General features: G+C 63.6%; 13 protein-coding genes. All 13 read left to right on the top strand.

The window, feature by feature from the left end; all coding sequences use genetic code 11:
* Positions 1-13: 13 nt before the first annotated feature.
* The 13 genes from ccoO (ACLEJW_RS13695) to ACLEJW_RS13635 all read left to right on the top strand — a co-directional run bounded on the left by ccoO (ACLEJW_RS13695) (position 14) and on the right by ACLEJW_RS13635 (position 11997).
* Positions 14-622: a cytochrome-c oxidase, cbb3-type subunit II gene (gene ccoO, locus ACLEJW_RS13695; RefSeq protein ID WP_145189075.1), complete on the top strand. Its 609-nt coding sequence runs from the start codon at positions 14-16 to the stop codon at positions 620-622.
* Positions 623-628: 6 nt separating this feature from the next.
* Positions 629-835: a cbb3-type cytochrome oxidase subunit 3 gene (locus ACLEJW_RS13690; RefSeq protein WP_440777735.1), complete on the top strand. Its 207-nt coding sequence runs from the start codon at positions 629-631 to the stop codon at positions 833-835.
* On the top strand, positions 832-1770 hold the full coding sequence (ccoP, locus tag ACLEJW_RS13685; protein ID WP_440777734.1) for a cytochrome-c oxidase, cbb3-type subunit III: 939 nt from the start codon (positions 832-834) through the stop codon (positions 1768-1770). The genes ACLEJW_RS13690 and ccoP (ACLEJW_RS13685) overlap by 4 nt, the downstream gene beginning before the upstream one ends.
* 270 nt (positions 1771-2040) lie before the next feature.
* The gene (gene ccoN, locus ACLEJW_RS13680; protein ID WP_145189085.1) at positions 2041-3483 is read left to right on the top strand and encodes a cytochrome-c oxidase, cbb3-type subunit I; all 1443 of its coding nucleotides are present in this window, start codon (positions 2041-2043) and stop codon (positions 3481-3483) included.
* On the top strand, positions 3483-4091 hold the full coding sequence (ccoO, locus tag ACLEJW_RS13675; protein WP_313297193.1) for a cytochrome-c oxidase, cbb3-type subunit II: 609 nt from the start codon (positions 3483-3485) through the stop codon (positions 4089-4091). Before ccoN ends, ccoO (ACLEJW_RS13675) begins: the two co-directional genes overlap by 1 nt.
* Positions 4092-4096: 5 nt before the next feature.
* Positions 4097-4288 carry a cbb3-type cytochrome oxidase subunit 3 gene (locus tag ACLEJW_RS13670; protein WP_145189091.1) on the top strand — a complete coding sequence of 64 codons (192 nt, stop codon included), beginning with the start codon at positions 4097-4099 and terminating at the stop codon, positions 4286-4288.
* Positions 4285-5265: a cytochrome-c oxidase, cbb3-type subunit III gene (ccoP, locus tag ACLEJW_RS13665; RefSeq protein ID WP_313458939.1), complete on the top strand. Its 981-nt coding sequence runs from the start codon at positions 4285-4287 to the stop codon at positions 5263-5265. The genes ACLEJW_RS13670 and ccoP (ACLEJW_RS13665) overlap by 4 nt, the downstream gene beginning before the upstream one ends.
* Before the next feature lie 144 nt (positions 5266-5409).
* The gene (locus ACLEJW_RS13660; RefSeq protein WP_440777733.1) at positions 5410-6393 is read left to right on the top strand and encodes a metallophosphoesterase family protein; all 984 of its coding nucleotides are present in this window, start codon (positions 5410-5412) and stop codon (positions 6391-6393) included.
* Positions 6394-6616: 223 nt separating this feature from the next.
* A complete protein-coding gene (gene ccoG / locus ACLEJW_RS13655) occupies positions 6617-8032 on the top strand; it encodes a cytochrome c oxidase accessory protein CcoG (protein WP_313458942.1) in 1416 nt (471 codons plus the stop codon).
* Between the two features lie 18 nt (positions 8033-8050).
* On the top strand, positions 8051-8581 hold the full coding sequence (locus ACLEJW_RS13650) for a FixH family protein (protein ID WP_313458945.1): 531 nt from the start codon (positions 8051-8053) through the stop codon (positions 8579-8581).
* 65 nt (positions 8582-8646) lie between these two features.
* A complete protein-coding gene (locus ACLEJW_RS13645) occupies positions 8647-11124 on the top strand; it encodes a heavy metal translocating P-type ATPase (RefSeq protein ID WP_440777732.1) in 2478 nt (825 codons plus the stop codon).
* The gene (ccoS, locus tag ACLEJW_RS13640) at positions 11106-11321 is read left to right on the top strand and encodes a cbb3-type cytochrome oxidase assembly protein CcoS (protein WP_145189109.1); all 216 of its coding nucleotides are present in this window, start codon (positions 11106-11108) and stop codon (positions 11319-11321) included. The genes ACLEJW_RS13645 and ccoS overlap by 19 nt, the downstream gene beginning before the upstream one ends.
* A complete protein-coding gene (locus tag ACLEJW_RS13635) occupies positions 11314-11997 on the top strand; it encodes a sulfite exporter TauE/SafE family protein (RefSeq protein WP_313458954.1) in 684 nt (227 codons plus the stop codon). Before ccoS ends, ACLEJW_RS13635 begins: the two co-directional genes overlap by 8 nt.
* Positions 11998-12099: the final 102 nt, after the last annotated feature.

Genomic DNA, 12099 nt, shown 5'->3' with positions numbered 1-12099 from the left:
GGAGATCCGCCTGATGAAACATGAAGTCATCGAGAAGAACGTCGGCCTGCTGGCCTTGCTGATGGTGTTGGCCGTCAGCATCGGCGGCCTGACGCAGATCGTCCCGCTGTTTTTCCAGGACGTCACCAACACGCCCGTCGAGGGCATGAAGCCCTACACCGCGCTGCAACTCGAAGGCCGCGATATCTACATCCGCGAAGGCTGCGTGGGCTGCCACTCGCAGATGATCCGCCCGTTCCGCGCCGAGACCGAGCGCTATGGCCATTACTCGGTGGCCGGCGAAAGCGTCTGGGACCACCCGTTCCTGTGGGGCTCCAAACGCACCGGGCCAGACCTGGCACGGGTGGGCGGGCGTTACTCGGACGACTGGCACCGTGCGCACCTGTACAACCCGCGCAACGTAGTGCCCGAGTCGAAGATGCCGGCCTACCCCTGGCTGGTGGCGGACAAAGTCGACAACAGCCATACCGACGCCAAGATGCGCGCGCTGCGCACGCTGGGCGTGCCGTACAGCGACGAGGACATCGCCGGCGCCCGCGAGGCGGTCAGCGGCAAGACCGAGATGGACGCCCTGGTCGCCTATCTGCAGGTGCTCGGCACCGCGATCAAGAACAAGAGGTAACTGACGATGGAACTGGACATCGGCATGATCCGCGGCCTCGGCACCCTGGTGGTACTGGTCGCGTTCATCGGCCTCTCACTGTGGGTGTGCAACCGTCGCCGCGACAATGACTTCGCTGAGGCACGGCTGCTGCCGTTCGTCGACGATCGCCTGCCCCCCGCCGGGGAGGATCCTGCTGGGATGACTGCTGCTGTTAGGAGCGACGCACCATGACCACCTTCTGGAGTATCTATATCAGCGTGCTGACCATCGGCAGCCTGATCGGCCTGACCTGGCTGCTGCTGTCGACGCGCAAGGGCCAGAGCCACAGCACCACCGATCAGACCATGGGCCATAGCTTCGACGGCATCGAGGAATACGACAACCCGCTGCCAAAGTGGTGGTTCTGGCTGTTCGTCGGCACCTTGGTATTCGGCGCGGGTTACCTGGTGCTGTACCCCGGCCTGGGTAACTGGAAGGGCCTGCTGCCCGGTTATGAGAACGGCTGGACCGGCGCCAACGAATGGCAGAAGGAAATGGACAAGGCCGAGGCCAAGTTCGGCCCGATCTTCGCCAAGTACGCGGCCATGCCTGTCGAAGAGGTGGCCAAGGACCCGCAGGCGCTGAAGATGGGCAGCCGTCTGTTCGCCTCCAACTGCGCGGTCTGTCACGGCTCCGACGCCAAGGGCGCCTACGGCTTTCCCAACCTGACCGACCGGGACTGGCGCTGGGGTGGCGAACCGGAAACGATCAAGGCCTCGATCATGAACGGCCGCCATGGCGTGATGCCGGCATGGGCCGACGTGATCGGCGAGCAAGGGGTTTCTGACGTCGCGGCCTACCTGCTGGTCAACCTCGATGGCCGCAGCCTGCCCGAGGGCGCCAAGGCCGACGCCGAGCACGGCAGGGCGATCTTCGCCAGCAACTGCGTAGCCTGTCACGGCCCTGAAGGCAAAGGCACGCCCGCCATGGGTGCACCCGACCTGACCCACCCGGGCGCCTTCATCTACGGCTCGAGCTTCGCCCAGTTGCAGCAGACCATCCGCTACGGCCGCCAGGGGCAGATGCCAGCCCAGGCCGAGATTCAAGGCAACGACAAGGTGCATCTGCTGGCCGCTTACGTGTACAGCCTTTCGCAGGAGGCCGACACCCGCAACGTTCAGCGTTAACCCCGCCGGGGCCGCCTCGCGGCCCCGCTTTGCTGCCCGCCCCTAACCGCCCCTTCTTGCCTCCCCTGCGAACCTAACTAAGCTTGTTGCCACAGTGCGCCTGCCAGCGGCGAGGCGTAGCCGTGTTGGTGTATCGCTCGTCGCCAGCGGCAAAAAAAAGCTTGACCGATCGATCAGAAAAAGGCGAAAAACGGTACACATAACAAATATTTATTTGTGTACAATCGCGACAGCCAAACCAACAAGAACATAAAACCGTGGAACCTTAGCATGAGCACAGCTATCAGTCCGACTGCTTATAACTATAAGGTCGTCCGCCAGTTCGCCATCATGACGGTGGTCTGGGGGATCCTTGGCATGGGCCTGGGCGTCTTCATCGCCTCGCAGCTGGTGTGGCCGCAACTGAACCTGGACCTGCCCTGGACCAGCTTCGGTCGCCTGCGTCCGCTGCACACCAACCTGGTGATCTTCGCCTTCGGCGGCTGTGCGCTGTTCGGCACCAGCTACTACGTGGTCCAGCGCACCTGTCAGACACGGCTGATTTCCGACAGCATGGCGGCGTTCACCTTCTGGGGCTGGCAAGCGGTGATCGTCGGTGCCTTGATCACCCTGCCGATGGGTTACACCACCACCAAGGAGTACGCCGAGCTGGAATGGCCGCTGGCGATCCTGCTGGCCATCGTCTGGATCACCTACGCCATGGTGTTCTTCGGCACCATCGTCAAGCGCAAGACCAAGCACATCTATGTCGGCAACTGGTTCTACGGCGCTTTCATCGTGGTGACCGCGATGCTGCACATCGTCAACCATATCTCGTTGCCGGTGAGCCTGTTCAAGTCCTATTCGGCCTACGCCGGCGCCACCGACGCGATGATCCAGTGGTGGTACGGCCACAACGCCGTGGGCTTCTTCCTGACCACGGGCTTCCTGGGCATGATGTACTACTTCGTGCCCAAGCAGGCCGAGCGGCCGATCTACTCCTATCGGCTGTCGATCGTGCATTTCTGGGCGCTGATCACCCTGTACATCTGGGCCGGCCCCCACCACCTGCACTACACCGCCCTGCCCGACTGGGCCCAGTCGTTGGGCATGGTGATGTCGATCATCCTTCTGGCACCGAGCTGGGGCGGCATGATCAACGGCATGATGACCCTCTCCGGTGCCTGGCACAAACTGCGCACCGACCCGATCCTGCGCTTTCTGGTGGTGTCGCTGGCCTTCTACGGCATGTCCACCTTCGAAGGCCCGATGATGGCCATCAAGACGGTCAACGCCCTCTCCCACTACACCGACTGGACCATCGGCCACGTGCACGCAGGCGCCCTGGGCTGGGTGGCGATGATCTCGATCGGTGCGGTGTACCACATGATCCCGCGCCTGTATGGCCGCGAGCAGATGCACAGCATCGGCCTGATCAACGCACACTTCTGGCTGGCGACCATCGGCACCGTGCTGTACATCGCTTCGATGTGGGTCAATGGCATCACCCAAGGCCTGATGTGGCGCGCCATCAACGATGACGGCACGCTCACCTACTCCTTCGTCGAGGCGCTGCAGGCCAGCCATCCTGGCTATATCGTGCGCGCCGTCGGCGGTGCGTTCTTTGCCAGCGGCATGCTGCTGATGGCCTACAACGTTTTGCGCACGGTGCGTGCCGCCAACCCGCAAGAGGCTGAACAAGCCGCCAAGATCGTCGTCGTGGGAGCGCACTGATGAAGCATGAAGCCGTCGAGAAGAACATCGGCCTGCTGGCCTTCTTCATGGTCATCGCCGTCAGCATCGGCGGCCTGACCCAGATCGTCCCGCTGTTTTTCCAGGACGTGACCAACAAACCGGTCGAAGGCATGAAGCCGCGCACCGCACTGGAGGTCGAAGGCCGCGACATCTATATCCGCGAAGGCTGCGTGGGCTGCCACTCGCAGATGATCCGCCCGTTCCGCGCCGAAACCGAGCGCTACGGGCATTACTCGGTCGCTGGTGAAAGCGTCTGGGATCACCCGTTCCTGTGGGGCTCCAAACGTACAGGGCCAGACCTTGCCCGGGTCGGCGGACGCTATTCGGACGACTGGCACCGGGCGCACCTGTACAACCCGCGCAATGTCGTGCCGGAGTCGAAGATGCCGGCCTACCCCTGGTTGGTCGAGAACACCCTCGATGGCAAGGACACGGCGAAAAAGCTCGAAGTGCTGCGCACCCTCGGCACCCCCTATACCGATGCCGACATCGCCGGCGCGCGGGACGCGGTCAAGGGCAAGACCGAGATGGACGCCCTGGTGGCGTACTTGCAGGGTCTAGGCACCCTCATCAAGAGCAAACGGTGACGCTGATGGATATCGGGATGATTCGCGGCCTCGGCACCGTGGTGGTGATGGTGGCCTTCGTGGGCCTGGCCCTGTGGGTGTTCAGCCCGCGGCGCAAGAAAGACTTCGACGAAGCGACCCAGCTGCCTTTCGCGGATGATCCGCAGGACCGCAAGCACGTCGACAAAGCCAAAGCGTCTGGGAGCAAACAACAATGACAATCTTCTGGAGTCTGTACGTCACCGTCCTGACCCTGGGCACCATCTTCGCCCTGACCTGGCTGCTGCTGTCGACCCGCAAGGGCCAGCGTGAAGAGGCCACGGACGAAACCGTCGGGCATGCCTTCGACGGCATCGAGGAATACGACAACCCACTGCCAAAGTGGTGGTTCTGGCTGTTCATCGGCACCATCGTGTTCGCCCTGGGCTACCTGGTGCTGTACCCGGGCCTGGGTAACTGGAAGGGTATTTTGCCCGGCTACAGCTATGTCGATAACGACAAGCAGACCGAGTTCGGTGATGGCCAGGCCGGCTGGACCGGTGTCCACGAATGGGAAAAGGAAATGGCCAAGGCCCAGGCGCGCTTCGGCCCGATCTTCGCCAAGTTCGCCGCCATGCCCATCGAAGAGGTGGCCAAGGATCCGCAGGCGCTGAAAATGGGCTCACGGCTGTTCGCCTCCAACTGCTCGGTGTGCCACGGCTCCGACGCCAAGGGCGCCTACGGCTTCCCTAACCTGACCGACAATGATTGGCGCTGGGGCGGTGAGCCGGAAACCATCAAGGCCTCGATCATGGGCGGCCGCCACGGCGTGATGCCGGCCTGGGGCGAAGTGCTGGGCGAACAAGGCGTGGCCGACGTGGCAGCCTTCGTCGTCAGTCAGCTCGATGGCCGCAGCCTGCCGGAGAACGCCAAAGCCGATGCAGCCAATGGCCAGAAGCTGTTCGCGGCCAACTGCGTGGCCTGCCATGGCCCCGAGGGCAAAGGTACACCCGCGATGGGTGCGCCGAACCTGACCCACCCACAGGCGTTCATCTACGGTTCGAGCTTCGCCCAGCTGCAACAAACCATCCGCTACGGCCGCCAGGGCCAAATGCCGGCCCAGGAGCAGTTGCAAGGCAACGACAAAGTGCATTTGCTCGCCGCCTACGTCTACAGCCTGTCGCAGCAGCCGGCAGCCACCACCGCAGGCCAGTGATTGATCAGCAACGGCTACGCTGGCGAGTGGGCAGGCCGTTGTCCGCTTACCCAGACTGGAAGCAGTGCAGCGTGTCGCGCGCGCAGTCCTTCGGCAATGCTCCGTGAACAGGCAGCCCGCCTGTTCATGGAGACACTCGAAGCGATGACTACCTCTAACTATCCCGATGCCCTGCCCGCCAAACAGCCCGGACATTTCGGTAATCGAGGCACTCCCAGAGCCTTTGTATTCGCATCAGATCCGCAGTACCCGTGGACGCCTGCCAGCGACGATGGCCTGGAACAAACCAGCGCCGAGCGTGACCGTGAGTCGCGGCAGTTGATCGAGCAGCAGTACGCGAGCATTGCGCAATACCGTGCCAGCCGAGGCGGCAACGCCATCCCGGTGATGATCAACGGCGACATGACCGCCTTTGGCCACGACTGGCAACGCAAGGTGTTATACCCGATCCTGCGCGAGCATCTGCAGGAAAACTACTACTTCGGCTTGGGCAATCATGACTACAAGAACAACATCAACGACACCTTGAACGATGGCGCCGCCCGCGACAGCGTGCTCGCCCTGATCGATCATCACAAGGAGCGGGCCGATGCGATGCAACTACACATCGCCCGGGGCGCCGATGAAATCCGCTATGAGGGCTCTCTGGCCTACAGCGTCAGCTTTGGCAGGGTGCGGCTGATTCAGCTGAACAACGAGCCGACCTACCGCGTGACGTTCAACAGCGGTCTGCTCGCACAGCGCGCCCGCTTCGTCATCACAGATGCGCTGGACTGGCTGGAATCGCAGCTCCAGGAAAGCTACGAACATGGCCAGGTGCTGCTGCTGAATCTGCATCAACATGATCAGTGGCACGGTAGCAAGGAGCAGCAGCAGCGTTTCAAGGCCATGGTCGAGCATTACCAGGTCAATGCCGTGTTTGCCGGTCATTATCACAAGGAAGCGGGCCGCTGTTCCTTCGCTGTCGGCCACTACGGCAACGTGCCGGTGTACCTGAGCGGGTCTGCCTCACAGCGCACCTACCTGCTGGCCGAGCTGGACGACCACGCCGAATTTCTCAGCATCAAGCTGGCCAGCGACAATGACTGGGCCGCCGCGCCGCAAATAGGCCGAATCAAGCTTTACTGAGCGCGCTGGCCGCTGCCTGACAGGCGCTGAGCGGCCTGTCAATTGACCTGCGTCAAGGCGCACGCGCTTACAGCAAAATGCATTCGGCACCAATGCGACTGAATGCCGCACTGCAACTTGGAGCGACCTGACAGGCGTATCATGCCCACAGGCGCCAGCTTGATACGACCGCGGCCGGCATGTACTGGCCGCGGCAGTTTTTCCACTGCCGTGGGACTTGATGATGAGCAAACACATTCCGGTACATGACGTTACCCCGCCTGCCAGCAATGGGAAGGAATCCGTCGATCTCTACGCCTCGCGCGAGAAAATCTATACCCGGGCTTTTACCGGCCTGTTCCGCCGCCTGCGCATGGTCGGCGGCGCGCTGCTATTTCTGTTGTATTTCGGCACCGTGTGGCTGAACTGGGGTGGCCATCAGGCGGTGTGGTGGAACCTGCCGGAGCGCAAGTTCTACATCTTCGGCACCACCATCTGGCCGCAGGATTTCATTTTGCTGTCGGGCCTGTTGATCGTCGCCGCCTTCGGCTTGTTCTTCATCACCGTGTTCGCCGGGCGCGTGTGGTGTGGTTACACCTGCCCGCAAAGCGTGTGGACCTGGATTTTCATGTGGTGCGAGAAAATCACCGAGGGTGATCGCAACCAACGCATCAAGCTCGACCGCGGCCCCATGAGCGGCAACAAGTTCGTGCGCAAGTTCGCCAAGCACAGCCTGTGGCTGCTGATTGGTTTCGTCACCGGCATGACCTTCGTCGGCTACTTCTCGCCGATTCGCGAGCTGGTCATCGAGTTCTTCACCGGCCAAGCCGATGGCTGGGCGTACTTCTGGGTCGGCTTCTTCACCCTGGCCACCTATGGCAATGCCGGTTGGCTGCGCGAACAAGTGTGCGTGCACATGTGCCCCTACGCGCGTTTTCAAAGCGTGATGTTCGACAAGGACACCTTGATCGTCTCCTACGACCCGCGCCGCGGTGAGGTGCGCGGGCCGCGCAAGAAAGGCGCCGACTACAAGGCTCAGGGCCTGGGTGACTGCATCGATTGCACCCTGTGCGTGCAGGTCTGCCCCACCGGTATCGACATCCGCGATGGCTTGCAGATCGAGTGCATCGGCTGCGCCGCCTGCATCGATGCCTGTGACAACGTCATGGACAAGATGCATTACCCCAAGGGCCTGATCAGCTACACCACCGAGCATAACCTCTCGGGGCAGAAGACCCACATGCTGCGGCCGCGCCTGATCGGCTACGCCGTGGTGCTGCTGGTGATGATCATCGCCCTGGCCACGGCCTTCGCTACCCGCTCGCTGGTCGGCTTCGACGTCAGCAAGGATCGCGTGCTGTACCGTGAGAACGCTCAAGGCTGGATCGAAAACGTCTACAGCCTCAAGGTCATGAACAAGGACCAGCGCGACCACGTCTACGTGCTCGACGCCAGCGGCTTGCCGGGCTTGCGCCTCGACGGTCAGCGCGAGATCCGCGTCGCCGCCGGCGATATCGTCAGCCTGCCGGTACAGCTCTCGGTTGCACCCGAGCAGCTGCCCTCGACCACCAACGACATCACCTTCACCCTCAAGAGCGCGGACGACAGCGCTGCCGAGGTGCAAGCCCAGAGCCGTTTCATCGGCCCCCAGATCCGCTGACAGAGAGAAACCCTGAACATGCCTGCCGCTACCGCCGCCAGCCCCTGGTACAAGCACCTCTGGCCCTGGATCATCATCGCCATCCTCACCACCTCGGTGTGCCTGAGCCTGACCATGGTGAGCATTGCCGTGCACAACCCGGATAATCTGGTGAACGACAACTATTACGAGGCCGGCAAGGGCATCAACCGCTCCCTGGACCGCGAATGGCTGGCCCAGAGCCTTGGCCTGAAAGCCAGCGTGCACCTGGACGAAGTGACTGGCGAGGTGCAACTGCGCCTGACTGGCGCCAGCGACCCGCAGCAGTTGGAACTGAACCTGATTTCGCCGACCCAGCCGGACAAGGACCGCAAGGTGTCGTTGAACCGGATCGAAGCCGGGCGCTACGTCGGGCAGCTGGACGACCAGGTCGAAGGACGGCGTTTCGTCGAGCTGCTGGGCAACCAGGACGGTCAGGTCTGGCGCCTGTTCGAGGAAGAGAAGGTCGCGCATGGCGTCACGTTGCAGCTTGGCGATGAAGCGCTGCAAGGTGCCGAACATCAGCCATGAAGCCTGTGATGATTCAGGGCGCCTCGCGAGCCTCGCGCGCCGTCACGATATGAGAGCGCTGCAAAATGACCCAACCCACCCCCTGCTACCATTGCGCCTTGCCGGTCCCGGCCGGCAGCCGCTTCAGTGCCGTGGTGCTCGGCCAACCGCGGGCGCTGTGCTGCCCTGGCTGCCAGGCGGTGGCCGAATCGATCGTCGCCAGTGGGCTGGAGCATTACTACCAGCACCGTAGCCAAAGCAGCACCAACCCTGAAGCGCTGCCTAAGCAGCTGCGCGACGAACTGGCGCTGTATGACCGCCATGACGTGCAGCAACGCTTCGTGCGCCACGCCGACACGCTGGCCGAAGCCACCCTGCTGGTTGAGGGCATCAGTTGCGCCGCCTGTGGCTGGCTGATCGAAAAGCACCTGCGCAACCTGCCCGGTGTGGCCGAGGCGTGCCTGAACCTGTCCAACCACCGTTTGCGGCTCAAGTGGGACGACCAGCAAGTGCCGCTTTCGCAGCTGCTCGACGAGCTCCGCCAGATCGGCTATGTCGCCCACCCTTACCAACCCGACCAGGCCACCGAACAGCTGGCCAAGGAGAATCGCAGCGCCTTGCGCCGATTGGGTGTCGCCGGGCTGTTGTGGTTCCAGGCGATGATGGCAACCATGGCCACCTGGCCTGAATTCAACATCGACCTGTCACCACAGCTGCACACCATCCTGCGCTGGGTTGCGCTGTTTCTGACCATCCCCATCGTGTTCTACAGCTGTGCGCCCTTCTTCAAAGGTGCCGCCCGTGATCTGCGCACCCGCCACCTGACCATGGACGTGTCGGTTTCGCTGGCCATCGCCCTGGCCTTCGCTGCCGGCATCTGGACCGCCGTCACCGGTAGCGGTGAGCTGTACTTCGACACCGTGGGCATGTTCGCCCTGTTCCTGCTCAGCGGTCGCTACCTGGAGCGGCGCGCACGCGAACGCACCGCCGCCGCCACTGCGCAGTTGGTCAACCTGCTGCCGGCATCGTGCCTGCGCCTGGACAGTCACGGTCAGACCGAACGCATCCTGCTCAGTGAATTGCAGTGCGGCGACACCGTGCAAGTGCTGCCCGGGGCAGTGATACCGGCGGATGGACGTGTCGTCGAAGGTCGCTCCAGCGTCGATGAATCGCTGCTGACCGGCGAATACCTGCCGCAACCGCGACAGAGGGGCGAGCGCGTCACGGGCGGTACGTTGAATGTCGAAAGTACCCTGAACGTGAGCGTCGAGGCCCTGGGCCCCGACTCGCGCCTGTCGGCCATCGTGCGCTTGCTGGAACGAGCGCAGACGGAAAAACCGCGCTTGGCGCAAATCGCCGACCGCGCGTCGCAATGGTTCTTGCTCTTCTCGCTGTTGGCTGCCGTGGCGATTGGCCTGTGGTGGTGGCACCTGGACCCGGCACGGGCCTTCTGGATCGTCCTCGCCATGCTGGTGGCGACCTGCCCGTGCGCCCTGTCGCTGGCCACGCCGACCGCACTGACCGCCGCCACCGGCACCTTGCACAAGCTCGGCCTGCTGGTGACCCGCGGCCACGTGCTCGAAGGCCTCGACCAGATCGATACGGTGGTCTTCGACAAGACCGGCACTCTGACCGAAGGCCGCCTGACCTTGCGCAGCATCCGTCCACTGGCAACCCTACCCGCCGACCGCTGCCTGGCCCTGGCCGCCGCCCTCGAGCAGCGCTCAGAGCACCCCATCGCCCGCGCCTTCGGCCGTACAGCTGCGCAGGCCGGGCAGGTACAGAACGTGCCAGGGCTGGGGCTGCAAGGTGAGGTTGAGGGGCAATCGCTGCGTATCGGCCAAGCCACCTTCGTCTGCGCCCTGAGCGGCGCCGCGGCGCCCGCTGCGCCCGAGCCACGCGGCCAATGGCTGTTGCTCGGCGACGCTGATGGCCCTTTGGCCTGGTTCGGCCTGGACGACCGCCTGCGCGATGACGCCCCCGCCCTGCTTGCAGCCTGCCAGGCACGCGGCTGGCGTACCCTGCTGTTGTCCGGCGACAGCTCGCCGATGGTCACCGAAGTGGCTGTGCAACTGGGCATCGACCAAGCCATTGGCGGTCTGCGCCCGGATGACAAGCTGGAGCATCTGCGTACCCTGCAGTCGTCCGGTTGCAAGGTGCTGATGCTGGGCGACGGGGTCAACGACGTGCCAGTGCTGGCGGCGGCCGATATCAGCATCGCCATGGGCAGCGCCACCGACCTGGCCAAGACCTGCGCCGATGCCGTGCTGCTGTCCAACCGCTTGCAGGCTCTGATACAGGCCTTCGTCCTGGCCCGCCGCACCCGCCGCACCATCCACCAGAACCTGCTCTGGGCAACCCTGTACAATGGCCTGATGCTGCCGTTCGCCGCCCTGGGCTGGGTCACCCCGGTGTGGGCAGCCATCGGCATGTCGGTCAGTTCGCTGATCGTGGTACTCAATGCCCTGCGTCTGACCCGCCTGCCCAAGGCGGCAAGCACGCGGTTACCCGCGCGCGATCCGGCGCCCTTTGCGAGGAAATCACCATGCCCGCCCTCTATGTGATGATCCCGGCCGCCCTGCTGCTGGTCGGCGTGGCTGTGTATATCTTCTTCTGGGCGGTCGACAGCGGCCAATACGACGACCTCGAGAGCCCTGCCCACAGCATCCTGTTCGATGACCAGGATCCGCGGCATCAGGCTGCGGTCAAAAACGACGAAACTGTCTCGACCGACGAACAGGAACGACCGCCCCGTGCATGACCTGCTGCCTTTGCTGGGCTCAGCGCTGATCCTTGGCCTGCTGGGCAGCGGCCATTGCCTGGGCATGTGCGGCGGGCTGATGGGCGCCCTGACCCTGGCTATTCCGCCCGAACAACGCGCTCGGCGTTGGCGCCTGCTGCTGGCGTACAACCTGGGACGGGTATTGAGCTATGCCGGCGCCGGCCTGCTGCTGGGCATGGCCGGGGTGGCGCTGGCCAACAGCCCGGGCGCCATGCTCCTGCGGGTGATCGCCGCACTCTTGCTGATCGCCATGGGCCTGTACCTGGCGGGATGGTGGAGCGGCTTGACCCGTATCGAAGCCCTGGGCCGGGGGCTGTGGCGGCACATTCAGCCACAGGCCTCGCGCCTGCTCCCGGTATCGAGCGTGCCGCGCGCAGTGTTGCTGGGTGCATTGTGGGGCTGGCTGCCCTGCGGCCTGGTGTACAGCACCTTGCTGTGGGCGGCCAGCCAAGGCAACGCCGGCTACAGCGCAGCGTTGATGCTGGCCTTTGGTGTGGGGACCTGGCCGCTGCTGTTGCTCACCGGGCTCGCCGCCCAGCGGCTAAACACGCTGTTGAGGCAACGCCGGGTACGGGTCGTCAGTGGCGTGCTGATCATCCTGTTTGGCCTGTGGACGTTACCCGGCCCGCACCAGCATTGGCTAATGGGGCATTGATCGGCACGCCATCCTCGCCCCTGCGCGCCTTGATACAAATCAACACAGTTTCCTACAGACATCCCTAGACTGCGGCTACCGCTGCATTCTCCGGGGAACGCC

Source organism: Pseudomonas sp. SMSB3 (assembly GCF_052041965.1).
Lineage (GTDB): Bacteria > Pseudomonadota > Gammaproteobacteria > Pseudomonadales > Pseudomonadaceae > Aquipseudomonas.
Note: the sequence above shows the minus strand (reverse complement) of the source record. Positions and strands in the feature narration are given on the sequence as shown.